Here is a 24,638-nt window from a genome sequence, read left to right as displayed (position 1 = left end):
GATATCACGCGTGAGGGCCGACCCAAGCGATGCGGCACGGCCGATCAAAGCGACATTCTAGATTTCCCGGCGGCAAGACGCAGAAACCGCCGACGCGCGAACGTTCCTCGCCATGCAAAAAGCCCTCCGTAGAGGGCTTTTCGTTCGATCCGACATCGCGAACGACGATGCGGGATTGGCGCAAACCGTAAGCCTTAAGCCTTAAGCCCCGAAATTCTTCGAAGCGAAGTCCCAATTCACGATGTTCCAATACGCTTCGATGAACTTCGGACGCGCGTTGCGGTAATCGATGTAATAAGCATGTTCCCACACGTCGATGGTCACGAGCGGCTTGGCATCCGTCGTGAGCGGCGTGGCGGCGTTGCTGGTGGAGACGATATCGAGCGAGCCGTCCGTCTTCTTCACGAGCCACGTCCAGCCCGAACCGAACGTGCCGGTCGCGACCTTGGCGAACTCTTCCTTGAACTTGTCGAACGAGCCGTACTTGGCGTTGATCGCATCAGCCAGCGCGCCCGTCGGTGCGCCGCCGCCGTTCGGCGACAGGCTGTTCCAGAAGAACGTGTGATTCCAGACTTGCGCCGAGTTGTTGAACACGCCGCCCGACGACTTCTTCACGATCTCTTCGAGCGGAAGGTTCTCGAATTCGGTGCCCGGAATCAGCTTGTTGAGGTTCGTCACATAGGTCTGGTGATGCTTGCCATAGTGATACTCGAGCGTTTCTTCCGACATGTGCGGAGCAAGCGCGTTCTTGTCGAACGGCAACGGCGGGAGGGTATGTTCCATGATTGCAGCTTCCTTTTCTATGTGATTTGTAGGGACTGTGGGGAGTGAAGCGCTGGAGCAATGGATTGTAGGCGACTTGGGATAACCCCGCAAACCGCCTGCCTTTATGAGCAAGATTGCTTTCCAAAGCTTGAATGCAGCGTCAAAAGTGCTCCTGCGGCACTTGGCGGCTTCGTCAAAAGGCCGGTGTCGAGGCCATCAGAATTCGTCGGACAAACGCGGCTGGACATCGGCGAGAAGGACATCGGCAGAGCCTTCCGCGAGATGCACGGTCATCGGACGCTTCGGTTTGAGTGCGTTCGGCGCGCGCAGCGCACGGCCGGTTTGGGTATCGATCAGGGCGGCGTAACCGCGCTCGAACGTGCGCTGCGGACTCAGCACCTGCAAGCGCGCCGCAAGCTCGGACACACGCGCGTTCGCACGCTCATGACGACGCTCGCGCGCACGCTGCATGCGCTCGGCCAAACGGCCGAGATGCTCGATCTGCGTCGCGACATCCGGCCTTCTGCGTTGCCATCGATACTGCACCAGCGCGAAATGCGCGCGTGCATCGCGAACCGGGCGGGCGCCCGCCGCGGCGAGCCGGCTCGCCAGTTGCCGCAGATGCACGTGTTGCCTTGCCAGACGCTCGGCGGGACTCACGAGGCGGCGCGCGAGCCAGTCGAGTTCTTGGGCGCGACGCTCCATCGTCCGGCCAAAACTTCGTGCGAGCGCCGCGTGACGCTGATCCAATTCCTGCAGCAACACCACGCGCTGCGGACTGACGAGTTCGGCAGCGGCGGTCGGCGTCGGCGCGCGCATGTCGGCGGCGAAATCGGCGATCGTGAAGTCGGTCTCATGGCCGACGCCGCTCACCACCGGCACGCTGCTCGCCGCGATCGCGCGCGCGAGCACTTCCTCGTTGAACGCCCATAAATCTTCGATGGACCCGCCGCCCCGGCACACGATCAGCACATCGACTTCGCGCCGCGCGCTCGCCGCTTCGACCATGGCCGCGAGCTTCGCGCCGACGCCCGTTCCTTGCACCGGCGCGGGATAAACGACGACCGGCACATGTGGCGCGCGGCGCGCGAGTGTCGTCAACACGTCGCGCAACGCCGCCGCCTGCAGCGACGTCACGATGCCTATGCCACGCGGATGCGTCGGCAGCGCGCGCTTGCGTTCCGCCGCGAACAAGCCTTCGCTTTCGAGCTGCGCCTTCAGCCGCAGAAATGCCTCGAAAAGCCGCCCCTGCCCCGTGCGCCGCACCGCTTCCACGTTGAGTTGCAGTTCGCCGCGCGGCTCGTACATGGTGACGAGCGCGCGCACCTCGATCTTGTCGCCTTCGCGCGGCGTGAATTCGGCGTATTGCGCGCGGCCGCGAAACATCACGCAGCGCATCTGCGCGCCCGCATCCTTGATCGAGAAGTACCAGTGTCCGCTCGCGGCGCGCGTGAAGTTCGAGACTTCGCCCGATACCCACACGAGCGGAAACGACCGTTCGAGCATCGTGTTGATCGCACGATTGAGCACGGAAACGGGGATGACGGCATCGCTGCCTTGCGGCATCAAAGAATCGGGAGTCATGGGCGAGAAAGCGAGAGATCGGGCCGGAAGAACCATCTGACTGATGGACAAAATCCGCCGGATAAGGTACGCCAGTGTAGCAAGTGTCCACACAGAAAGACTTACCGCTTGCTGATCGCAAGCACCCGGCGAGCCTTTGAGTACGTTGCAACTCGTTGATTTAACTCGCTTATATTCGTCTTATGTCTGCATTATCCGAAGCAACTCTTTCCTGACGCGGAATCGCTGCTCTTCGGCCGCGAGTTTTTCACAGAGTTATCCACAGGCGCGTGCCCTCGGCCGTTTGGCTAACCGGCTGGCGTCGAGGCCGTCCGCGCGATAGAGTCCGGGGTTCGAGCACCGGCCTGACCCTGCGTAGCAAACATCGCCGGCCATGCATTCCGTTCAACGCTGACCGTATAGAAGGAGTTGCCGTTGCGCGCCAAGCTTCACCCGTTGACCGGCTCAAACGCCATCGTCGCGAAGGCGGACCATGTCTGACTTCAAACCGCCCATCGAAAACTTTTTCGCACGCGAATGGCGCAAGCGCGGTCCCGTTGCGTGGGCGCTCACGCCCTTCGCCTGCATCTTCGGCGCGATTGCCGCGGCGCGCCGAGCGTTCTTCGAACTCGGCTGGATCAAGCGCGTCGATGTCGGCGTGCCGGTGGTCGTCGTCGGCAACGTGACGGTCGGTGGCACGGGCAAGACGCCGACAGTCATCGCGCTCGTCGAGGCTCTGCGCGCGGCAGGGCATCAGCCGGGCGTCGTTTCGCGCGGATACGGCGCGAAGATCGCGAAGCCGACGAGCGTCGCGCCGACCTCGGCCGCCGCGCAAGTCGGCGACGAGCCGCTGCTGATCGCGCGCCGCACTCACGCGCCGGTCTTCGTATGCCCGGATCGCGTGGCGGCGGCGCGTGCGCTGGTCGAGGCGCATCCCGAAGTCGATGTCATCGTGTCCGACGACGGCCTGCAGCACTATCGGCTCGCGCGTGTGTTCGAGCTCGTCGTATTCGACGACCGCCTCGGCGGCAACGGCTTCCTGCTGCCCGCCGGCCCGTTGCGCGAACCGATGTCGCGCCATCGCGACGCGACGCTCATCAACAGCCCCTACGACCGCACCTTGCCGCCGTGGCCCAACACCTTTGCGCTCGAACTCGAATCGGGCGATGCCTGGCTGCTCGACGATCCATCGGTGCGCCGTCCGCTCGCGCAGTTCGCAGGCGAGAAAGTGGTCGCCGCCGCGGGCATCGGTTCGCCCGAGCGTTTCTTCGCGACCTTGCGCGCCGCCGGCATCACGCCAGGCACGCGCGCGTTCCCCGATCACTATTCGTATCGCGAGAATCCTTTCGAGGACGTGAAAGCCGACGCCATCCTGATCACCGAGAAGGATGCAGTAAAATTTGGGGCCTGGCGTGATGCGCGCATCTGGGTCGTTCCCGTGCAAGCCGTGCTCAGGCCTCGCCTCATCGCTCTAGTTGTGGAGAAACTCCGTGGACGCACGTCTGCTTGAAATCCTCGTCTGCCCGATCTGCAAGGGTCCGCTCACCTATGACCGCGCGGCGCAGGAACTCGTCTGCAGCGCGGACAAACTTGCTTATCCCATTCGCGACGGCATTCCCGTGATGCTCGTCGACGAAGCGCGTCAAACGGTGGAAGGCACGCCGGTCGAGCCGTTGAAGCCGGTTGGCGGCGCGTAAGGTCCGATCATGTCCGTGCCGTTCATCGCCGTCGTTCCGGCGCGTCTTGCTTCCACGCGGCTGCCGAACAAACCACTCGCCGATATCGGCGGCAAGCCGATGGTCGTGCGCGTCGCCGAACGCGCGCGCGAGTCCGGCGCGAGCCAGGTGATCGTCGCAACCGACTCCGACCGCGTGGTCGAGGCTTCACGCGATCACGGCATCGAAGTGATGCTCACGCGCTCGGATCACCCCACCGGCACCGACCGTCTCGCCGAAGTGGCGACGCGTCTGAACTGGCCCGACGACGCCATCGTCGTGAACGTTCAGGGCGACGAGCCGCTCATCGACCCGCAACTCGTGCGCGATGTCGCCGCGCATCTCGCGGCGCATCCCGAATGCGCAATCGCCACGGCCGCGCATCCCATTCACGATGCCGCCGACGTGTTCAATCCGAATGTCGTGAAAGTCGTGCTCGATGCGAAGAGCGTCGCGCTCTACTTCTCGCGTGCGCCCATTCCCTGGACGCGCGACGCGTGGCAATCGCATTGGCCGGACGTCGCCGCGCTTTCGGCGCTGCCCGCGGTGCCCGAAAACGTGCTGCGGCATATTGGCCTGTATGCGTATCGCGCGAAGTTTCTGCGCGAGTTTCCAAACCTCGCGCAAGCGCCCATCGAAGCCGCCGAGGCGCTCGAACAACTGCGCGCGTTGTGGCATGGCGAGCGCATCGCGGTGCGCGTCACGCATGAAACACCTGCACCGGGCGTCGATACACCCGCCGATCTCGCGCGCGTCCAGGCGCTCTTTTCCAGCGCCGGCTGAAAGCTCGCACAACCCGTGTATACCCCCGCCAAACGCTTGCGCGGCGGGAATCACAGCGATTTCTATCGCCGTTATTACGGCCGCGTTCGTAATGAGCCGTGGCATAATCAAGCGATTGCGCGAGCCTTCCGGTCAGCGCCACGCTCAACGTTGCGCCGCTGTCCGCGGGTGCCGCGCCGACTTTCGAATCGGCTGCGCGCTCTGTCGTCGACGCCGCGCGAGCCTGGCCACCGGATGCAGATTCAGACTCGCCGCGCGGTTTCTAGACGATTCGGAGATATCACCATGCGTTTGATCCTGTTGGGCGCACCCGGCGCGGGCAAGGGCACCCAGGCAAACTTCATCAAGGAAAAGTTCGGCATTCCGCAGATCTCGACCGGCGACATGTTGCGCGCGGCCGTGAAGGCGGGCTCGCCGCTCGGCGTCGAGGCCAAGGGCTATATGGACGCGGGCGAGCTCGTGCCGGACACGCTCATCATCAATCTCGTAAAGGAGCGGCTGCTCGCGGACGACTGCAAGAACGGCTATCTGTTCGACGGTTTCCCGCGCACCATTCCGCAAGCGGAAGCCATGAAGAACGCGGCTGTCGTAATCGACTACGTGCTGGAAATCGACGTGCCGTTCGACGAGATCATCACGCGTATGAGCGGGCGTCGCGTCCACGCGGCGTCGGGCCGCACGTATCACGTCAAGTTCAATCCGCCGAAGAACGACATGACGGACGACGTCACCGGCGAGCCGCTGATCCAGCGCGACGACGACAAGGAAGAAACCGTGAAGAAGCGGCTCGACGTGTATGAAGCGCAGACCAAGCCGCTCATCGCGTACTACAACGACTGGGCGAAGCGCGGTGAAACGAACGGGCTGAAGGCGCCGGAGTATCGCAAGATTTCCGGGCTCGGCGCGGTCGATGAAATTCGCACGCGCGTGTTCGATGCTTTGAAGTAACTTGCCCGCGTCACGGAAAACCCGCTCTTCGCCGAGCGGGTTTTTTTACGCCTTCAAACTTTCTCGCCAAGCTAAAACGGCGAGCCATAAAATCGAGCGGCCTCACGAGGGCCGCGAATGCAGCACTTCCTCATATCAAGGAGAAGAGACATGGAGATACAAGGCAACGTTTTTCTGATCACCGGCGGCGCGTCCGGCCTGGGTGAGGCCACCGCGCGGCTCGTCGCCGGGTTAGGCGGAACGGTCGTCATCGCGGACATGAACGAAGCGGCGGGCGCCGCGCTCGCGAAGGAGCTATCCGGCGAGTTCGTCAAATGCGATGTCAGTCAGGAGAGCGACGGCCAGCGCGCCATCGAAGCCGCCACGCAACGCGGCACTCTGCGTGGACTGGTGAACTGCGCGGGCATCGCGCCGGCATCGAAGACGGTGGGCCGCGACGGGCCGCATCCGCTCGATCTGTTCAGCAAGGTCATCGCGGTTAATCTCATCGGCACGTTCAACATGGTCCGGCTCGCGGCCGAGGTCATGTCGAAGAACGCGCCCAACGAAACGGGCGAACGCGGGGTGATCGTGAATACGGCGTCGGTCGCGGCGTTCGACGGGCAAATGGGTCAGGCGGCCTATGCCGCGTCCAAGAGCGGCGTGGCCGGCATGACGTTGCCCATCGCGCGCGATTTGTCGAGAAACGGTATCCGCGTGATGACCATCGCGCCTGGTCTCTTCGAAACGCCGATGCTGCTCGGCATGCCGCAAGACGTACAGGACGCGCTCGGCGCCATGGTTCCGTTCCCGCCGCGTCTTGGCAAGCCGAACGAATACGCGCTGCTCGTCAAACAGATTTTCGATAACCCGATGCTCAACGGCGAAGTCATCCGTCTCGACGGCGCAATTCGCATGCAGCCGAAGTAAGCAAAAAAACGGCGGATCGCTCCGCCGTTCTTAGTCGCCGTCGTGCTGCGTGCGCTGCCTCAGTTCATGCAGCTCGGTTTCGACGACGGTTGCATCTTCCGCATCGGGACGATCTTCCAGATAACGCTGCAGATCTTCGAGCGCCGGACGCAGATAATCGAGCCGCGCGTAGGCAAAACCACGGTCGCGCACTTCCTCGATACTTCCCGGCAACACGATGACGAGCCGCTGCTGCACGGCGAGCAAGCGCTGCCAGCGCTCCGTCTGCAAGTAGATGCTTTTCAGATTGCGCAGCATGCGCGCGACGATCTCGCGGCGCGTCGCAGGCTGCAACAACACGCGCAACGCGCTGCCAATGGATTCGCCCACGCGCTGCACGTACGGCTCCAGCATTTCGACCATCTGCGCTTCGGAAAGCGTCTGGCCGGTGGTCGGATCGAGCATGAGATCGTGATCGGGCGTCGAGACACGCAGCAGGAAATGCCCGGGAAACGACACGCCGCGCACGGGCAGACCGAGCTGATCGGCCATTTCCAGATAGATCACCGCAAGCGAAATCGGAATGCCGCGACGCCGGCGCAACACCACGTTCAGATGGCTGTTGTCCGGATCGTAGTAATCGTTGAGGTTGCTCGAGAAACCCAGCTCGCGGAAGAAATAACGATTGAGCGCCTCGACCTTTTGCTTCATGTCCGCGTCGTCGGGCATGCGGCGGCGCGCCCGCACGACGAGTTCGTCGATCTCCGCGAGCACCGCTTGCATGTCGAGATCGGGATACGCGTCCTGCGCAAGCGACAAAGCCGCTTCCGTGAGCGGAAGACTCTCGTCGTCCGCCACGAGCGAAGTGAAGTAATCGAGGATACGCGTTGTCGTCATCAAAGCGTTCGTCTCTTGAAATAGGCGTATTTGAAGCCCATCGCCGCCAGAATACCGAAATATAACGCGGCGAACACGACAAGGCTCGCACCCAGCAACGCGATCCGGGTGAACGGCGTTGCGCGCATGGCGATCCAGTCGAAGTTGCCAGCGACCCAGTGCATGGTTCCAGCCAGCACGAGGCATGCCCCGATCATCTGCACGAAGAATAGCAGCCAGCCGGGCGACGGCTTATAGATCTGCCGGCGCCGCAAGCCGATGAACAACAGCAGTGCGTTCGCGAGCGCGCCGAGGCCGATAGAGAGCGTAAGACCCGCGTGCGAGAAGATCGGCACGAAGATGTAGTTGCTCACCTGCGTCATGATGAGCACGCCAATGGCGATCTTCACCGGCGTCTTGATGTCCTGCTTCGCGTAGAAGCCCGGCGCCAGAATCTTGATGAGGATCAGCCCGATCAGCCCAATGCCATACGCCGACAACGCGCGGCCGACCATCACGACGGAATGGCTGTCGAACTTGCCGTAGTGAAAGAGCGTCGCGGTGAGCGGTTCGGCGAAGAAGAACAATGCGACCGCGCTCGGCGCCGCGAGCAGAAAGGTGATGCGCAAACCCCAGTCGAGCAGCGCGGAATACTCGTCGTTGTTGGCATCGACGTGGGCTTTCGAGAGACTCGGCAGCAGGATCGTGCCGAGCGCCGCGCCGAGGAGCGCGGTGGGAAACTCCATCAGCCGGTCGGCGTAGTTGATCCATGACACCGCGCCCTGCCCGATATTCGACGCGATATTCGTGTTGATGATGAGGCTCAGTTGTCCGACCGACACCGCGAACGTGGCGGGCACCATCTTCAGCAGCACGCGCTTCACGCCCGGATGCCGCAGCGCCTGCAAGAAGTTGAGTCCGATGCGGGGCGCCATGTCGATCTTCCGCAGCCCCGGAAACTGCACGAGGAACTGCAACGCGCCACCCGCGATCACCGCGTAGGCCAGCGCGTACACCGGCACTTTCAAATGCGGCGCGACGAACACCGCCGCGAAAATGAACGACACGTTCAGGAGCACCGGCGCGAACGCGGGCAACGAAAACTGCTTGTACGTATTGAGCACGCCCGAGGCGAGCGTCGTCAGCGAGATAAAGATGATGTACGGGAACATGATCCGCGTCATCTCAACGGCAAGGACGTACGCCTGGCCATCGTGCTTCAGGCCGGACGCGACCGCGAAGACGACCCAGCTCGCGCCGGCCATGCCGACGAGCGACAGCACGACGAGGCCCCAGGTGAGCACGGTGGACATGGCATCGACGAGCGCCTTGGTCGGATCGTGACCTTGACTGTTCTTGAACTCGGCGAGGATAGGAACGAACGCCTGCGCGAACGCGCCTTCCGCGGACAGACGCCGCAGCAGGTTCGGTATGCGGAACGCGACATAGAACGCGTCGGTGTAGAGACTGGCGCCGAAGGCACGGGCGATCAGCGTTTCGCGGATCAGGCCGGTCACGCGCGACAAAAGCGTGAAGCCGCTGACCGTCAGGAGGGCTCGGAATAGATTCATGGGGCGCTTATTATACGGGGCGTGCGCGATGCGCTTCGGATCGCGGCGGCGGCATCGGCGTTCGCGCACGTCACTTTGACGCATTGCATCGAATTTGCGGCGCAATGGCGTCAGAGCGAGGCTTTTCTTGTCACATCTCGTATTTGCTTGCTATAATCGCGGGTTTCGAAGCTCGGCTTTCGCGCACTGCTACAATCCACGCAGTCGTGACACACTTACAGTTCGCACAGTTCGGCGCTTCATGTCATTTCTTGCCTAACAGGCAAGGGAGACAAGGGAGACACGTGGAAATGGCATAGAGTCGACAGCAAGATTCACGCTGTCAGGCCAAGTTTCAAGGCTCTCGGGCAATCGTTCCCGGGAATTCCGATCATAGGCAGTGCGTTAAGAATCGCCCTCTCGTGCTCATTTCGGGCGCTCCTGGCAAGACGCCGGAGTCATCGAGACAAGGGTAACGCGCTCCAGACAAGTAACAGCAGAAACAGGATAAGGAACCGTCATGGCAAATACCGCACAAGCTCGCAAGCGCGCCCGTCAGGGTGCCAAAGCCAACTCGCACAACTCGGCGCTGCGCTCGAAGTTCCGCACGGCCATCAAGGCAGTTCGCAAGGCGATCGACGCCGGCGACCAAGCCAAGGCAGCCGAATTGTTCAAGTCGTCGGTCAAGACGATCGACATCATCGCGGACAAGAAGATCGTCCACAAGAACAAGGCTGCTCGTCATAAGAGCCGCCTGGCCGCAGCCATCAAGGGCTTGCAGGCCCCCGCTGCCCAGTAATTCCGGCTTGCTTCCGGAAAACGCGCGCATGCAATGCATTGCCGCAGTTGACTGGAGGCAGCTTCCTGTTTCCGCTGCGCAGTAAAGAAAAAGCCCGCAAACGCGGGCTTTTTTTCGTCGGTCCACAAGCGCTGATTAACGCTTCTGCTGCGTCTGCGTGCCGTGATGCGGCGGCAGTTCGCACGCCTCGGTCACGACCAGATCGTTGTCCTTCGCGAAGTTCAGCACGAAGTCGAAAGCCATTGGCTCGATGTCGCGCAGGCGCGAGTCGAGAATGACGACCTTGATGTCCCCGATGATGGTCGGCCGCACATAGATGGAATATTGCAGGCGCGCGTTCGGCCCTTTCTTCCCCGGCCCAAAAGCCGACATCACTCCGCACAGGCGCTCGGACCAGTCGCTTGGCCGAAACGTGCGCCCGCTCTTGGTGATGCCTTGTATGAAGTACTCGGTAGGGGATGATTCAGCCATGTAGCATTACCTTTTGACAGCCGGTGATGCACACCGGCGAACGCGCCGACCGGACGCGGAAACCACGAGCCCTGCATTGGCAGGCACTAGCGGCTCTGAACGCGGCAGTCACAGAAAATTTCCGACTTGGCCACGCCCGCACCCTGAAGACGGACTCGACTGCACTGTTGAATCCAGACACGCAAGGGGTAACACGAGCGGCTCTTGCGAGCCTTCGTACACATACGCGTGAAACGGTGCTGAATGTTGCAGAGCGGTTGAAACGAGCGAGCGCAATTATACAGCAGCGACCCTTCTTCCGCAGCGCACCAATGCTTGCAAGCGCCCTGCAAGGCCGTCCAGAAGCCTTCTGGAGAAAGCGATCAGCTCCTCGGTAGCCTCGTCAAACATCGCAAAATCCTTTATGCTCGAACGCGATACCACTCCCGACGGCGGCGCCGTCCGGTCTTTTCGATGCCGCTTCGCGCATCGGCGGGCACCGGGTCGAAGCCGCCGCTTGCGTTTCATGACCGCCAAAAAAATTCGCCACTATCTTCAGTTCAAGGATTTTTCACTCGACGACTACGAGTACGTGCTCGAACGCGCGCGCATTCTGAAGCGCAAATTCAAGAACTACGAGACTTATCATCCGCTGCACGACCGCACGCTCGCGATGATCTTCGAGAAGAATTCGACGCGCACTCGCCTTTCCTTCGAGGCGGGCATCTTCCAGCTAGGCGGCCACGCGGTGTTCCTCAATACGCGCGACACGCAGCTCGGGCGCGGCGAACCGGTCGAGGACGCGGCGCAGGTCATCTCGCGCATGGTGGACATCATCATGATCCGCACGTTCGGGCAGGAGATCATCGAGCGCTTTGCGGAAAATTCGCGCGTGCCGGTCATCAACGGGCTGACCAACGAGTATCACCCGTGTCAGGTGCTCGCGGACATTTTCACGTACTACGAACAACGCGGGCCGATTCACGGCAAGACGGTCGCGTGGGTCGGCGACGCGAACAACATGCTCTACACGTGGATAGAAGCCGCGCAGATTCTGGGCTTCAAATTGCGCCTCTCGACGCCGCCCGGCTACACGCTCGATCACGCACTGGTTTCTGAAGACAGCAAGCCGTTCTACGAAGCATTCGAAGACCCTAACGAAGCGTGCGCGGGCGCCGATCTCGTCACCACCGATGTCTGGACCAGCATGGGCTTCGAGGCGGAAAACGAAGCGCGCAAGGCGGCCTTCGCGGACTGGTGCGTCGATAGCGAGATGATGTCGCGCGCCAACCCGGATGCGCTCTTCATGCACTGCTTGCCGGCGCATCGCGGTGAGGAAGTGAGCGCCGAAGTGATCGACGGCCCGCAAAGCGTCGTGTGGGACGAAGCGGAAAACCGTCTGCATGTGCAGAAAGCGTTGATGGAGTTTTTGCTGCTGGGCAAGCTCAATCACTGAGTTGCTGTCCGGAAGGGCGGGGTTCGAATCGAAGTGCCGCCCTTCTTTGCGGCGTTTGTCAGGGTCTGGTCACGCGCGCGTGGCTGACCTCATCGCGGTCAACGCGACCGCATGCCGCCAACGTCGGCCCTCGACGCACGAACCCGCGCTCATCGGTTTCACAAGCAAACCGGCTCCATCTCCAGTTCGACGTCGAAGCGCGCGAGCACGTCGCGCTTGATCGCTTCGGCGAGTTCGAGCACTTGCGCGCCGGTCGCATCGCCACGATTCACGAGCACGAGCGCCTGCCGGTCATGCACCGCCGCGCCACCGACGCCACGCCCCTTCCACCCGCACTGGTCGATCAGCCAACCCGCGGCCAGCTTCACCGCTCCGTCCGGCTGACGATACGACACGACGCCGGGTTCGCGCACGTGCAATGCATCGAACGCTTCCGCGCTCACCACCGGATTCTTGAAAAAGCTGCCCGCGTTGCCGAGCACGGTCCAGTCCGGCAATTTGGCGCGGCGCACGGCGACGACGGCATCGAAGATGGCTCGTGCATCGTGGCTGGATGCGCCTTCCAGCGCCCGCGCGACATCCGCGTAGTCTGCGCGCGGCTGCCACGCCTTCGGCAGCCGGAACACCACCGACGTGATCAGAAAACGCCCGCGCCCTGCCCGCTTGAAGAAACTGTCGCGATAGCCGAACGCGCATTCAGCCCGGTCGAAACGGGCGTGCGCGCCAGTCGCGAGTTCCACCGCGTGCAGCCGTTCGAAGCGCTCGCCCATTTCCAGGCCATACGCGCCGATGTTCTGGATAGGCGCCGCGCCGACCGTTCCGGGAATGAGCGCGAGGTTTTCAAGGCCCGGCATGCCTTGCGCAAGCGTCCACGCGACGAACTCGTGCCAGCTCTCGCCCGCGCCCGCTTCGACGAGCCAGGCGTCGTCATCTTCGTGGATCACGCGCTTGCCACGAATGCCGACGATCAGCGCGACGCCATCGAATTCACGCGTCAGCACGACATTGCTGCCGCCGCCGAGCACGAACTGCTGCATGTTGGCGATGCGCGCATCGGCGGCGAGCGAGATCGCGGCATCGACGCTATCGACGTGCATGGCGTGACGCGCTCGCACGTCGAAGCCGAACGTGTTGTGCGCTCGCAGCGAATAGTCGTCGAGCAGCGGTGGCGGCGTGAAGGAAGCGTGGGACATGACAGGGAAAAACCGCGTGGCGAACCGGGAGAATCGGCGCAACCTTGGGGAACCGCAGGCGCGTCGGTAGAATGACGTCAGGTCTGTGATTATAGCGATTGCGCGAGCCGCGCCCGCTGCGCGCTCGCCTCATTGAAGGGGAAAACAAGATGCCATCGTTTGACGTTGTCAGCGAAGCAAACATGATCGAAGTGAAGAACGCGATCGAACAATCGAACAAGGAAATCTCGACGCGTTTCGACTTCAAGGGTTCGGATTCACGCGTCGAACAGAAGGAGCGCGACCTCACGCTCTACGCCGACGACGATTTCAAGCTCGGCCAGGTCAAGGACGTGCTGGTCGGCAAGCTGGCCAAGCGCGGCGTCGACGTGCGTTTTCTCGACTACGGCAAGCAGGAAAAGATCGGCGGCGACAAACTCAAGCAGGTCGTGACCATCAAGAAAGGCGTGTCGGGCGATCTGGCGAAAAAGGTCGTGAAAATCGTGAAGGACAGCAAGATCAAGGTGCAGGCGAGCATTCAGGGCGACGCGGTGCGCATACAAGGCACGAAGCGCGACGACCTGCAAAGCACCATCGCGCTGCTCAAAAAGGAAGTCACGGACACGCCGCTCGACTTCAACAACTTCCGCGACTGAGGTTTTCACCTTTAGCAAGCGGGCCAACGGCGCACTGCAGGACTTTCCCGCAGCGCCATGCAGCGCACGCAAAAACGCCGTTCCGCATGCCTGTGGAACGGCGTTTTGTTTGGTAGGCCGAGCGTTGCGCCGGTCCGCGCTCAGTCCGCCTCGCTCGCCGCCTGCGCCGCTTTTTTCTTGTCGCCGATACGGCTCTCCTGCCCCGCCAGCAACTTCGAAATATTGGCCCGATGCCGCCAGATGAGCAGCGCGCTCATTGCCAGCACGGCGAGCGAGATGCGGCTCGGCCCGAACAGGAACACCTGAAAAAACGGTGCGAAGACCGCCGCGACGAGCGCCGCGAGCGACGAATAGCGAAAGAAGAACGCGATGATCAGCCAGGTCAGCAAGGTAGCCGCCCCGAGCGCCGGATGAATGGCGAGCAGCACGCCCGCCGCCGTCGCGACGCCCTTGCCGCCCTGAAACTTGAAGAAGATCGGGTACAAATGCCCGAGAAAAACCGCGATGGCCGACAGCGCGATCGCGCTCGCGAGCCCGGCCGGATCGAGCCCCCAGCCCGCGCCGAAGTGCACGACGACCCACACGGGCAGCCAGCCTTTGAACGCATCGCCGATCAGCGTGAGGATGGCCGCTTTCTTGTTGCCGGTGCGCAGCACGTTGGTCGCGCCGGGATTGCCCGAGCCGTACGAACGGGGATCGGCGAGTCCCATCGACTTGCTGACGACGACGGCGAATGAAATCGAGCCGATCAGATAGGACACGACGGCGACGATCAGAGGAATCATGTTGGCTCTTTCTTTGACGTGGCGAATGCGGTCAGCATTCTAATCGACGCTCGCGCACTGCACGGGCTTCGCGTTGAGCAAGCCGGTGAGCACCGCCGGATCGAGACTGACGAGATAGCCGCGCCGGCCGCCGTTCAGATAGATGATGTCCAGTTCGAGAATGCTCGATTCGACAAACACGGGCATTGCCTTCTTCGTGCCGAACGGCGACGTGCCGCCCACGAGATAGCCCGAATGCCGGTTCGCCACTTCGGGCTTGCATGGCTCGATGCGCTTCGCGCCCGTCTGCCGCGCGAGGTTCTTGGTCGACACCGTGCGGTCGCCATGCATGAGCACGATGAGCGGCTTCGCGTTCTCGTCTTCCATCACGAGTGTCTTGACGACGCGATGCTCGTCCACGCCGAGTTGCCGCGCGGACTCCTCCGTGCCGCCGTGCTCGACATAATCGTAGGGATGCTCGCCGAACTCGACCTTGTTACGGCGCAGAAACTGCGTCGCCGGGGTTTCGGAGACATGTTTGGTTTTCGACATGGAGGCATTGTAGCGGCGCGGCTTCATGCTCACCATCGGCTGAACGGCCAATGCAGCGGCACGATCGTTCTGGCGAACAAGTCAACCGCGCGGATGATGCTCCCGATGCAGCTTTTGCAAGCGCTCGCGCGCGACATGCGTATAAATCTGCGTGGTCGAGATATCGGAGTGACCGAGCAGAAGCTGCACGACGCGCAAATCCGCGCCGTGATTGAGCAGATGCGTCGCGAACGCGTGACGCAGCGTGTGCGGCGAAAGCGGCGCCTGCACGCCGCCGTTCAGCGCATGACGCTTGATGATGTTCCAGAACTGCTGCCGCGTCATGCCCTCGCCGCGCGAGGTGACGAAGAGCGCATCCGCGGCGCGCGCGCCTAGCAACGCGGGACGCGATTCACGCAGATAACGCATCAGCCACTCATGCGCTTGTTCGCCGAAGGGCACGAGGCGTTCCTTCGAGCCCTTGCCCATCACGCGCACCACGCCTTCGTTCAGGCCGACGGCCACCGTCTTCAAGGTGACGAGTTCGGTGACGCGCAGGCCGCTCGCATACATCAGTTCGAGCATGGTGCGGTCGCGCAGACCGAGTGGCGTTTCGATGTCCGGCGCGCCGAGCAGCGCTTCGACTTGCGCTTCGTTGAGCGTCGATGGAAAGCGCGGCGGCTGCTTCGCCGAGCGCAGCTTCAAGGTTGGATCGACCGTCGCGCGATGCTCGCGCAACGCCCAGCCGTAATATCGGCGGAACACGGACAGACGCCGGTTCGCGGAGGTCGCCTTGTCGCCACGGCGCGCAGCCATGTAGCCGTTCAGGTCGCTTTCACTCGCCGTGTCGATGGACCCGCCGCGCGTCTTCGCGAGCCATTCGGCGAAGAGCTTCAGGTCGCGGCGATACGCTTCGAGCGAATTCTTGGCGAGCCCGTGTTCGAGCCAGAGCGCGTCGCAAAAGAGATCGATCGAGTCCGAACTCGCGATCAGTTCCGGCGTCGGCAGTTCCTCGGCGATTGCGCTCATGCGATCGATACACCCTCATGCGCCAGCAACCAGCGCTTCACGTCACGAAAAAAGCCATCACCGGGCGTATGCGCGAAGCCGCCTATCCCGCTCGATGAAACCACCCGGTGGCACGGTATCACGATCGGCAGCGGATTGGAGCCGCACGCTTGCCCGACCGCGCGCGGCACGCTGCCGACTTCGCGCGCGAGCTGGCCGTAGGTCCACACTTGTCCCGCCGCGATGCCAGAAATGCCCTTCCACACGCGCTCTTGAAACGCCGTGCCGCCGGTGCCGAGCGGCAGATCGAAACGCATGGCGGGTTGCTCGAAATATTGGCGAATCTGTGCGATGGCTTGTTGCACGAGCGGCTTGTCCGACTCGATGCTTTCGACCTCGGCCGAAAGATAGACGATCTCGCGCACGGCGCGCTCGTCGGCGCGAATGCCGACTTTGCCGAAGGGCGCGTCGATCACTGCATCGAAATGCTTCATGCCGGCCTCGCTATTTCGTCTGGCGCCGCGCGCTGCGCGAGCGCCCATTGCACATGCTCGCGAACCAGCGCGGAAGGATCGTCCATGCGCGCCTGCAACGCTTGCACGATACGCTCGCGCTCCACGCTTTCGAGCGACGCGCGCAGTGCATTGCCCATCGCCACCGCGATATTGCGTAGCCATCGCTCGTGTCCGATACGCCGGATCGCGCTGCCCTGCATGCGCGTGTCGAAGTCCTCGGCGCTCCACGCAAACAACTCGACGAGCGTGGAACGATCGAGCCCATGCCGCACATCGAAGTCCACGACCGGCGTGGCCTGCGCGAACTTGTTCCAAGGACACACGAGCTGACAATCGTCGCACCCGTACACGCGGTTGCCGATCAAAGGCCGCATCTCCTCGGGAATACTGCCTTGAAGTTCTATCGTCAGATACGAGATGCAGCGCCGCGCATCCACGCGATACGGCGCCACGATCGCGCCAGTCGGACATGCGCCGATACAGCGCGTGCACTGCCCGCAATGCGCGCCGTCCGTCTCGGGATGCGGGTCGACGGGCAATGCAATATCGACGTAAATCTCGCCGATGAAAAAGAGTGAACCGGCATCGCGATCGAGCAGCAACGTATGCTTGCCACGCCAGCCGACGCTTGCTTTTTGCGCCAGCGCGACTTCGAGAACCGGCGCGGAGTCCGTGAACGCGCGATGCCCGAACGGCCCGATGGCAGCTTCGATGCGCTCGGCCAGTTGCTGCAGCCGGTTGCGCATGACCTTGTGATAATCGCGGCCACGCGCGTAGATCGAGACCATCGCCTGCGATGGATCGCTCAAGCGCGACCATTCGACGGCGCGCCAGTCGTTCTTCTGACCATCGGCTGTCGCGACACTTTCAGCGCCCTTGTGCTCGAGCGTCGCGCCAGGCAGATAAGCCATGCGCGCCGTGATGACCCGTCGCGTGCCGGCCACAAGCTCGGTGGGCCTTGCGCGTTTCATCCCATGTTTGGCCATATAATCCATCTCGCCGTGATAGCCTGCTTCAAGCCAACTGGCAAGGCCTTCCTCGGCATCCGTCAGGTCGGTATCGCCGATACCAACCGCACCGAATCCCAACTCGCGCCCCCACGTCTTGATGCGTAGCGCGAGTTCCGCCAGCGCGGCCTCATCGCCTAGTTCGACGTGATGCAAGGCGCGCGACTCATCGGCGGCGTCGCTGGACGCGGTCGTGATTTCAACGGAATGTTCCGGCAATCGGTTCATCACGACATTTTACGAGCAATGCCCGAAAGCCCTGTACGAACGACGCCTGATTTTCCTTCCGCGCTCCTCGAACGCCGCTTCGATCTGCGCGACGAAGCGGCAACGCTCGCCTTCGGGGAACGCTTTGCACGCGCCATCGACGAGACGCGCAAGCAAACTTCGGCCGAACGTTTTTCGGGCTTGCAGGTCCAGTTGATCGGTGACTTGGGCGCGGGCAAGACCACGCTCGTGCGCGCGACCTTGCGCGCGCTCGGTCATGCGGGCCGCGTGAAGAGTCCGACTTACACGCTCGTCGAGCCCTATTCGCTCGACACGCCAGGCGGGCCGCTCGATGTCTATCACTTCGATCTCTACCGATTCGCCGATCCCGCCGAATGGGCCGATGCCGGCTTTCGCGAGTATTTCGATCGCGGCGCGGTGTGCCTCATCGAATGGCCGCAGCAAGCAGGCGGACTGCTCGGCGTGCCGGACCTCGTGTTCGAACTTGCCTTGCCCGACGAGAGCCGTGAAGTCGAAGAAGGCCGCGTGCTGAATGCGCGGGCGTTTAGCGAAACAGGAAAGACATGTCTCGAAAGATGCTGATCAAGCCGTTTCATTCGATCGAATCGGGTGCGAGCGCGCCGCACAACTGGCGGCGGCGTCAGGTGCTGCGCGCGGGCGCATCGACGCTTGCGCTTGCGCTCGTCGCACCGAAGCTCGCGCACGCGAGTTCCGTGCTCGGCGTGCGCGTTTGGCCCGCGCGCGATTACACGCGCGTGACCATCGAATCCGACCAGCCGCTCACGAACAGCAATCAGACGCTGCAAGGCCCGGACAGACTCGTCGTGGATCTGAACGGCATCGATCTGGATCAGTCGCTGCGCGATCTCGTCTCGAAGATCACGCCGAACGATCCGCAGATTCAATCGGTGCGCGTCGGTCAGTACCAGCCGCATGTCGTGCGCATGGTGTTCGACCTCAAGGGTTCGGTGAAGCCGCAGGTCTTCACGCTAGGGCCAATTGGCAGCTACAAGTATCGGCTCGTGTTCGATCTTTACCCGGCCGTCGCGCCCGATCCGCTGATGGAACTGCTCGCGCAGTCCGAGCACAAGCAGGAGGCCTTCGACCGCGCCAATCCGAATCCTTCCGCGCCGCCGCCCGCCACGCTTTCGGGGCAGGCCACGCCGCAGAAATCGCTCTCGCAGGATTCGACCGACGAGTTTTTCCAGAAGTACGCTCAGGGCGATGCCCCGGACAACACTGCGTCGGTGGCGCCGAAGCCCGTGCCTATGCCTGCGCCATCCGTGCCGAAGCCGTCGCGCGTCGTGCCGCCCGTGATCGCGAAGAAGGATGACGACGACAGCGACCAATACACGTTCTCGCAGCCCAAGCAGGATCGCTCGGGGACGACGCGCCTTCTGACTGTGGCCATCGATCCGGGTCACGGTGGCGAAGATCCCGGCGCTATCGGCGGCGCGGGGACGTATGAGAAGCACATTGCGCTCGATATCGCGAAGAAGCTGCGCGCGAAGATCGACGCGCAACCCAACATGCGCGCCATGATGACGCGTGATGCCGATTTCTTCGTGCCACTCAATGTGCGTGTGCAGAAGGCGCAGCGTGTCGGCGCCGATCTATTCGTGTCGATTCATGCGGACGCGTTTACCGAGTCTTCGGCGCGTGGTTCTTCCGTTTTCGCGTTGTCGGAACATGGTGCGTCGAGCGCGGCGGCGCGGTGGATGGCCGCCAAGGAGAATTCGTCGGATCAGGTCGGTGGCATCAACGTGAAATCGCAAGACGCTAGCGTGAATCGCGCGCTTTTCGACATGTCCACTACGGCGCAGATTCGCGATTCCATGCGGTATGGGAGTTTCGTGCTGAATGAAATCGGGGGCATTAACAAACTGCACAAGGGGTCGGTCGAACAAGCAGGGTTTGCCGTGCTCAAGGCACCGGATATTCCCTCGATTCTCGTCGAAACCGCGTTTATCAGTAACCCGGATGAGGAGACTCGCCTCAACGATGATGCCTATCGGGACAAGATGGCTAGCGCCATTATGAAAGGCATCAGGCGGTATTTTGCTGCTAATCCGCCTTTGGCTAAGAGTCGCATGACTTGAAGACGTTGGTTTGCGGTTCTTTTGCGGTTCTCGGGCAGTCTCGTTCAGTAGCCGCCTCCCCGGCGGGGGGGTCCCTTTCTTTGCTGCTGCAAAGAAAGGAACCAAAGAAAGCAGCTTTGGAACCGGCATCTGAAGCACAACTGGTTCCCCGCTATTTACCACAAACCCCTTGTGCACTCCCCCTCCACTCACGCTCTCGGTAAAACTCACAAGATCAAAGCTTTTTTCGGAGTCGCTGTTCGATTTTTTTCGCTGGCACTTTCAAGGAAGTCGGCCGTTGTATTGCTTTTTTCTTTAGCGTCTTCCCTTTAAGGGTCCGTTTTTTTGCGGTTTTTTTTATCGCGGGACGGGGAATAGTCTCTGTTTCAAGCGTGCGCCGAATACATTGACCGCCAATCCCGCCATTACCAGCGCCGCACCCGCTACTTCCGCCGGTGTCAGCGCCTCGCCCAGAAACACCGCCGCCGATGCAATACCTATCACCGGCACTAATAACGAGAACGGTGCGACCTGCGCCGCCGGATAGCGCGCAAGCAATTTGCCCCACAAGCTGTAGCCAATGATGGTCGCGATGAACGAGAGATAAACGATCGCGAAAATCGATATCGACGGGATCGCCGCAAGGCTCGCTTCAATGCGCGCCGGGCCCTCGAAAATCAACGACAACGCAAGAAACGGCAGCGGCGGTATCAGGCTCGCCCACACTACGAGCGACAGCAAGTCGACCTTGCCCATGCGCTTCGTGACGACATTGCCAAGCGCCCACATCGACGCCGCGCCAAGCGTGAACAAGAACCCTGTGAGGGTCATCGCGTGGCCGCCCTGCATGCCGATCAGCGCTAGCCCGGCCGCCGCGATCAAGAGTCCAGCTATGTTCATCGCGCGTATGCGCTCGCCAAGCATGAAGGCGGCGAAGATCAAGGTGAAGAACGCCTGCGCCTGCAAGACGAGCGAAGCAAGTCCCGCCGGCATGCCGACCGACATGCCATAGAACAACAACGCAAACTGACCGAACGAAATGGAAAGGCCATAAGCGAAAAGCCAGCGCAGCGGAATTCGCGGGCGCTTGACGAAGAAGACCGGCACCGCGGCCAGCGCGAATCGCAAGGCGCCCAGCAAGAACGGCGGCACGCCGTGCAAACCCAGTTTGATGACGACGAAATTCACGCCCCACGCGAGAATCACCACCGACGCAATCAACAAGTCCCTTGGCGACATCGCCGCTCCTTCGTGCACTTCGATTGAAAGTCACACGAGTTTAGCGGGGCGCACTCTGCGGTGGCTTGTGAAAAACTGCGCTCACAACGCCTTGCCGTCTTGGCGCATGCAGACAAAAAAACGCCCGCGCCTCCCAAGGGAAGCGCGGGCGCTTCACAGCAATCCGGACCGCTTACTTGCTTTGGCCGGATTCCGCTGCCGCATTGTTGCCGGTTTCGACGTCAGGCGTCTTCTTGCCTGCCGACGGATGCGCACTGTGCTTGCGCATCTTGTGCTTGGTCGTGCCCGACGACGACGTGCCATCGGTCGACGCGCCAGTGTCGGTCTGGCCCATGGCCGCCGACGAGTTGCCCGACGAGGTCTGGGCCATTGCGCCGGTTGCAGCCGTGGCGCTCAAAAGACCTGCGGTAATGGCGATCAACAGTTTATTCTTGCTCATGGTTTCCTCTCCTATCAATTGACGTTTGCGCAAATTCTGCACGCATGCTGCAAAAAGCGCGGTCCCTTCGTAAAAAACACGTGAAGCACGCGTAATTCCGCACGAAGTCGATGAAGCGTTTTCCACATCCCCGATGAGAGCGCATCGCCGCAGCGGCCGGTAGAATCGGCGGTTCCAGGCGCGCAACCGGCGCGTCAGCTACCGGAACCGCCAATGTCCACGTCGATCCGCGTCCTGCTCAAACCACATCAACACGATGTCGGCGGCCTCACGGTGAGGCGCGTGCTCCCCGCACTGGCGGCACGCACTGTCGGACCCTTCATCTTCTTCGACCACATCGGTCCCGCAACCCTCGTGCCCGGACAGGGACTGGATGTACGGCCGCATCCGCATATCGGGCTCGCAACGGTTACCTATCTCTTCGAAGGCGCGATCATTCATCGCGACAGCGTCGGCTCCGTGCAGAAGATCGTGCCCGGCGACGTCAACTGGATGACCGCCGGGCGCGGCATCGTCCATTCGGAACGTACACCCGACGAGGAACGCGAGCGAGGCCAGACGATGCACGGCATCCAGACCTGGGTCGCGCTGCCGGTGGCAAGCGAGGAAGTCGAGCCTTCGTTCGAGCATCATGCGGCGTCCGCCTTGCCGCAAATCGAGCGCGACGGCGTGACTTTGCGCGTAATCGCGGGCACCGCGTTCGGCGCCCAAGCGCCCACGCGCACGTTCTCGCCAACGCTTTACGTCGCCGCCGATTTCGCTCGCGGCAGCTCGCTCACGGTCGATACCGAACACGAGGAACGCGGCGTGTATCTCGTCGAAGGCGATCTGTCCATCGACGGCCAAGCGCTGCCCGAACAGCAAATGGCCGTGCTCGAACCGGGCGCGCCGGTGCGTTTCGAGAGCACGAACGGCGCGCGCGTGATGATTCTCGGTGGCGCGCCGCTCGACGGCGCACGCATCATCGAATGGAATTTCGTCGCCAGTTCGCGCGACAAGATCGAGGCCGCGAAACAGGCATGGAGCGAGCAGCGCATGGGGCACGTTCCCGGCGAGACGGAGTTCATTCCGCTGCCGCCCGCGCGCCGCGAGAATCGCGCGCCCGAGGCATGAGACGTGCATCGGCGTGAATCAACGCCGTGGCCGTTGAGAGTTATGCAAGCGTCCCCATCTAATTTCAAGACACATTGCAGGCATTAGGAGAGAACGCATGGAAACGACCCTCGCTACGTTTGAAAACGACGTCATTAACGCGTCGATGCTCGCGCCCGTTCTCGTCGATTTCTGGGCTCCGTGGTGCGGCCCGTGCAAGACGCTCGGTCCGATGTTGGAACGGCTCGAAGCCGAAGCCGCCGGTAACTGGAAGCTCGTCAAGGTGAATGTCGACGAGAATCAGGAACTCGCGCAGCACTTCCAGGTGCGCAGCATTCCGCACGTGATCGCGTTCGCGGAAGGCCGGCCAGTGGACCAGTTCATCGGCGTGTTGCCGGAGGGCCAATTGCGCGAGTTTCTCGACCGGCTCGTGCCTGCTGGCGCCGAGGCCGAGCGCCGCGCCGCGCACGACGCGTGGGCGAGCGGTAACCGCAAGGACGCGATCGATCGCATCAAGGCCACGATCGCGCTCGATCCGAGTTATGAAGATGCGCGCCTCGATTTGATCGAATGGCTGATCGCGGAACGGCGGATCGACGAAGCGAAGGAAGAAGACAAGCTGCTTTCGCCTAAGACGACGCAGGGCATCGACGCGCGCTACAACGCGCTCAAGACCGAACTCGACGCCGCCGATGCAGCCGCCGGACTGCCGCCCGCCGACGATCTCATCGCGGCGGTGAACGCGAAACCGGACGATCTCGAAGCGCGCTTTGCGCTTGCGAACCGTTTGATCGCCGGCCGCGATTACGGTGGTGCGCTGGAACATCTGCTCGAAATCGTCGTGCGCGATCGCGCGTTCATGGACGACGTCGGCCGCAAGACGATGCTATCGGTGTTCGAACTCGCGGCGAATCAGCCGGATGTCGTGGCGTACTGGCGGCGCAGGCTGAGTGCCGCGATGAATTGAGCATGCATGATCGGCTCGTGGATGCAGAAACGGCCAGCTCGTGGAAGCTGGCCGTTTTTTTGTTGGCTGCGGTTGGCCGCGTGACGTCAAACAGCGCATGTTCGCCGTGCGGCCACGTCGACTCGCGTGCATGCAAGCAACTGGCGGATTTGCCGCGACGCCCGCTCGTCATATTCGTGCGAAAACCGACCTGCCATCGACGCAAGCCACCACCATTCATGCTTCTGTGACTATATGGCACGCCGTTGTTACGTCCTCGTAAGAACCTGCCGCCCTAAGCCGCCTTCTTCGCCAACGCCCGAAGCACGAACGCCGCCGCCGCGAACCCAAAGCTCGCCGTTACACACACGCTGGACCCGAAACCCGCGCAATTCAGCCCGACCGGGCCCGCGTATCCCGCGCCGGTTTCCAGATGCTCCGCGCCCTCGCTGATATCGCAAGCGGCCGCTTCCGGGTAAATGAGCGGCTCGTCCGAATATACCGCGCTGACCTTGAAACGCGCCTTCGGTCCGCGCGGAAAGCCATGCAATTTGCGCAACTGGCCGCGCACTTTCGAAAGCAGCGGGTCCTGAATGGTCAGCGCCAGGTCGTCGATGCGAATACGCGTCGGATCGAGCTGCCCGCCCGCGCCGCCCACCGTGATCAGCGGCTGCTTGTTTGCAACACACCACGCAATGAGCGCGGTTTTCGTGCGCACGCTGTCGATGGCATCGACGATGAAGTCGAAACCGCCGCCGAGCATCGCATCGAAATTACCCGGCTCCACGAAGTCCTCGATCTGCCGCACGTCGCAGGCGGGATCGATCAAACGGATGCGCTCGGCCATCGCCGTGACCTTGGCCTTGCCGTAGTTGCCGTCGAGCGCGTGAATCTGCCGGTTGGTGTTGCTTTCGGCGACGTTGTCGAGATCGATCAACGTGAGCTTGCCGATTGCGCTGCGCGCCAGCGCTTCAGCCACCCACGATCCCACGCCGCCTATGCCGATCACCGCGACATGCGCGCCTTCGAACGCCGCGAGCGCAGGCGCGCCATACAGACGCGCGATGCCGCCGAAGCGTCGGTCGCGGTCGGCGATCTCGTCGGCGGAAGGTGACTCGTTGGGAGCGATGGTGGCAGTCATAGGTGGAAGCAGAAACCGAAAAAGCGCGG

General features: G+C 62.3%; 26 protein-coding genes. 12 read left to right on the top strand and 14 right to left on the bottom strand.

Going from position 1 to position 24,638, the window contains the following annotated elements; all coding sequences use genetic code 11:
- Positions 1-201 precede the first annotated feature (201 nt).
- Positions 202-783, bottom strand: a complete 582-nt coding sequence (locus tag P9292_RS29475; protein ID WP_250465492.1) for a superoxide dismutase — start codon at positions 781-783, stop codon at positions 202-204.
- Positions 784-981: 198 nt separating this feature from the next.
- Positions 982-2,349 (bottom strand): exodeoxyribonuclease VII large subunit, encoded by a 1,368-nt coding sequence (gene xseA / locus P9292_RS29470; protein ID WP_309962504.1) that lies wholly within the window; start codon positions 2,347-2,349, stop codon positions 982-984.
- Positions 2,350-2,821: 472 nt separating this feature from the next.
- On the opposite strand from xseA, the gene lpxK reads away from it, so the two are divergent.
- The 5 genes from lpxK (at position 2,822) to P9292_RS29445 (ending at position 6,683) form a co-directional block, all read left to right on the top strand.
- Entirely contained in the window at positions 2,822-3,838 is a 1,017-nt protein-coding gene (gene lpxK / locus P9292_RS29465; protein WP_250509448.1) for a tetraacyldisaccharide 4'-kinase, read from the top strand.
- Positions 3,819-4,025: a Trm112 family protein gene (locus tag P9292_RS29460; protein ID WP_244826149.1), complete on the top strand. Its 207-nt coding sequence runs from the start codon at positions 3,819-3,821 to the stop codon at positions 4,023-4,025. The genes lpxK and P9292_RS29460 overlap by 20 nt, the downstream gene beginning before the upstream one ends.
- A gap of 9 nt (positions 4,026-4,034) precedes the next feature.
- A complete protein-coding gene (gene kdsB / locus P9292_RS29455) occupies positions 4,035-4,826 on the top strand; it encodes a 3-deoxy-manno-octulosonate cytidylyltransferase (RefSeq protein ID WP_250509449.1) in 792 nt (263 codons plus the stop codon).
- 285 nt (positions 4,827-5,111) lie between these two features.
- Positions 5,112-5,774, top strand: coding sequence for an adenylate kinase (adk, locus tag P9292_RS29450; protein WP_244826151.1), 663 nt, complete (start codon positions 5,112-5,114; stop codon positions 5,772-5,774).
- A gap of 150 nt (positions 5,775-5,924) precedes the next feature.
- The gene (locus P9292_RS29445) at positions 5,925-6,683 is read left to right on the top strand and encodes a 3-hydroxyacyl-CoA dehydrogenase (protein WP_309962501.1); all 759 of its coding nucleotides are present in this window, start codon (positions 5,925-5,927) and stop codon (positions 6,681-6,683) included.
- 30 nt (positions 6,684-6,713) lie between these two features.
- Here the strand turns inward: P9292_RS29445 and P9292_RS29440 are convergent, their stop codons facing one another.
- Together P9292_RS29440 and murJ are read right to left on the bottom strand one after the other, a co-directional pair.
- Positions 6,714-7,559: a SirB1 family protein gene (locus P9292_RS29440; RefSeq protein ID WP_244826153.1), complete on the bottom strand. Its 846-nt coding sequence runs from the start codon at positions 7,557-7,559 to the stop codon at positions 6,714-6,716.
- Positions 7,559-9,109: a murein biosynthesis integral membrane protein MurJ gene (murJ, locus tag P9292_RS29435; RefSeq protein WP_309844240.1), complete on the bottom strand. Its 1,551-nt coding sequence runs from the start codon at positions 9,107-9,109 to the stop codon at positions 7,559-7,561. The genes P9292_RS29440 and murJ overlap by 1 nt, the downstream gene beginning before the upstream one ends.
- Before the next feature lie 499 nt (positions 9,110-9,608).
- On the opposite strand from murJ, the gene rpsT reads away from it, so the two are divergent.
- The gene (gene rpsT, locus P9292_RS29430; protein WP_244826155.1) at positions 9,609-9,887 is read left to right on the top strand and encodes a 30S ribosomal protein S20; all 279 of its coding nucleotides are present in this window, start codon (positions 9,609-9,611) and stop codon (positions 9,885-9,887) included.
- Between the two features lie 135 nt (positions 9,888-10,022).
- Here rpsT and P9292_RS29425 read toward each other — a convergent pair whose 3' ends face one another.
- The gene (locus P9292_RS29425) at positions 10,023-10,358 is read right to left on the bottom strand and encodes a DUF3579 domain-containing protein (protein ID WP_244826156.1); all 336 of its coding nucleotides are present in this window, start codon (positions 10,356-10,358) and stop codon (positions 10,023-10,025) included.
- 505 nt (positions 10,359-10,863) lie between these two features.
- Between P9292_RS29425 and argF the strand changes: the two genes are divergently transcribed.
- Positions 10,864-11,793, top strand: a complete 930-nt coding sequence (gene argF / locus P9292_RS29420; protein ID WP_250465558.1) for an ornithine carbamoyltransferase — start codon at positions 10,864-10,866, stop codon at positions 11,791-11,793.
- A gap of 158 nt (positions 11,794-11,951) precedes the next feature.
- Here the strand turns inward: argF and murB are convergent, their stop codons facing one another.
- On the bottom strand, positions 11,952-12,986 hold the full coding sequence (gene murB, locus P9292_RS29415; RefSeq protein ID WP_309962498.1) for a UDP-N-acetylmuramate dehydrogenase: 1,035 nt from the start codon (positions 12,984-12,986) through the stop codon (positions 11,952-11,954).
- A 149-nt stretch (positions 12,987-13,135) separates the two neighbouring features.
- Between murB and P9292_RS29410 the strand changes: the two genes are divergently transcribed.
- Complete coding sequence (locus P9292_RS29410; RefSeq protein ID WP_244826159.1) at positions 13,136-13,621, top strand: YajQ family cyclic di-GMP-binding protein; 486 nt, start codon at positions 13,136-13,138, stop codon at positions 13,619-13,621.
- A 140-nt stretch (positions 13,622-13,761) separates the two neighbouring features.
- Here the strand turns inward: P9292_RS29410 and plsY are convergent, their stop codons facing one another.
- The 5 genes from plsY to queG form a co-directional block, all read right to left on the bottom strand.
- A complete protein-coding gene (gene plsY, locus P9292_RS29405) occupies positions 13,762-14,406 on the bottom strand; it encodes a glycerol-3-phosphate 1-O-acyltransferase PlsY (RefSeq protein WP_244826160.1) in 645 nt (214 codons plus the stop codon).
- Between the two features lie 39 nt (positions 14,407-14,445).
- Positions 14,446-14,937 (bottom strand): Cys-tRNA(Pro) deacylase, encoded by a 492-nt coding sequence (gene ybaK, locus P9292_RS29400; RefSeq protein WP_244826161.1) that lies wholly within the window; start codon positions 14,935-14,937, stop codon positions 14,446-14,448.
- Positions 14,938-15,018: 81 nt separating this feature from the next.
- Positions 15,019-15,945, bottom strand: coding sequence for a site-specific tyrosine recombinase XerD (xerD, locus tag P9292_RS29395; RefSeq protein ID WP_244826162.1), 927 nt, complete (start codon positions 15,943-15,945; stop codon positions 15,019-15,021).
- A complete protein-coding gene (locus tag P9292_RS29390; RefSeq protein ID WP_250465565.1) occupies positions 15,942-16,418 on the bottom strand; it encodes a methylated-DNA--[protein]-cysteine S-methyltransferase in 477 nt (158 codons plus the stop codon). The genes xerD and P9292_RS29390 overlap by 4 nt, the downstream gene beginning before the upstream one ends.
- Positions 16,415-17,674 carry a tRNA epoxyqueuosine(34) reductase QueG gene (gene queG, locus P9292_RS29385; RefSeq protein ID WP_309962495.1) on the bottom strand — a complete coding sequence of 420 codons (1,260 nt, stop codon included), beginning with the start codon at positions 17,672-17,674 and terminating at the stop codon, positions 16,415-16,417. Before queG ends, P9292_RS29390 begins: the two co-directional genes overlap by 4 nt.
- A gap of 18 nt (positions 17,675-17,692) precedes the next feature.
- Between queG and tsaE the strand changes: the two genes are divergently transcribed.
- The gene (gene tsaE / locus P9292_RS29380; RefSeq protein ID WP_244826165.1) at positions 17,693-18,256 is read left to right on the top strand and encodes a tRNA (adenosine(37)-N6)-threonylcarbamoyltransferase complex ATPase subunit type 1 TsaE; all 564 of its coding nucleotides are present in this window, start codon (positions 17,693-17,695) and stop codon (positions 18,254-18,256) included.
- On the top strand, positions 18,238-19,773 hold the full coding sequence (locus tag P9292_RS29375) for an N-acetylmuramoyl-L-alanine amidase (protein WP_309962493.1): 1,536 nt from the start codon (positions 18,238-18,240) through the stop codon (positions 19,771-19,773). The genes tsaE and P9292_RS29375 overlap by 19 nt, the downstream gene beginning before the upstream one ends.
- Before the next feature lie 336 nt (positions 19,774-20,109).
- Here P9292_RS29375 and P9292_RS29370 read toward each other — a convergent pair whose 3' ends face one another.
- Together P9292_RS29370 and P9292_RS29365 are read right to left on the bottom strand one after the other, a co-directional pair.
- Positions 20,110-20,991 carry an EamA family transporter gene (locus tag P9292_RS29370; RefSeq protein WP_250492687.1) on the bottom strand — a complete coding sequence of 294 codons (882 nt, stop codon included), beginning with the start codon at positions 20,989-20,991 and terminating at the stop codon, positions 20,110-20,112.
- A gap of 172 nt (positions 20,992-21,163) precedes the next feature.
- Positions 21,164-21,430, bottom strand: coding sequence for a hypothetical protein (locus P9292_RS29365; protein WP_244826168.1), 267 nt, complete (start codon positions 21,428-21,430; stop codon positions 21,164-21,166).
- A gap of 213 nt (positions 21,431-21,643) precedes the next feature.
- Here P9292_RS29365 and P9292_RS29360 point away from each other — a divergent pair, with 213 nt between their 5' ends.
- Together P9292_RS29360 and trxA are read left to right on the top strand one after the other, a co-directional pair.
- Entirely contained in the window at positions 21,644-22,543 is a 900-nt protein-coding gene (locus P9292_RS29360) for a pirin family protein (RefSeq protein WP_309962491.1), read from the top strand.
- A gap of 97 nt (positions 22,544-22,640) precedes the next feature.
- Entirely contained in the window at positions 22,641-23,489 is an 849-nt protein-coding gene (gene trxA / locus P9292_RS29355; RefSeq protein ID WP_244826170.1) for a thioredoxin, read from the top strand.
- A gap of 274 nt (positions 23,490-23,763) precedes the next feature.
- On the opposite strand, the gene P9292_RS29350 is transcribed toward trxA, so the two are convergent.
- Entirely contained in the window at positions 23,764-24,609 is an 846-nt protein-coding gene (locus P9292_RS29350; RefSeq protein ID WP_309844257.1) for a tRNA threonylcarbamoyladenosine dehydratase, read from the bottom strand.
- Positions 24,610-24,638 lie beyond the last annotated feature (29 nt).

The sequence above is a fragment of the Caballeronia sp. LZ001 genome (genome assembly GCF_031450875.1).
In the GTDB taxonomy this organism is placed as follows: domain Bacteria; phylum Pseudomonadota; class Gammaproteobacteria; order Burkholderiales; family Burkholderiaceae; genus Caballeronia.
The sequence above is the reverse complement of the archived record's forward strand: the minus strand, read 5'-3'. Positions and strand labels throughout refer to the sequence as shown.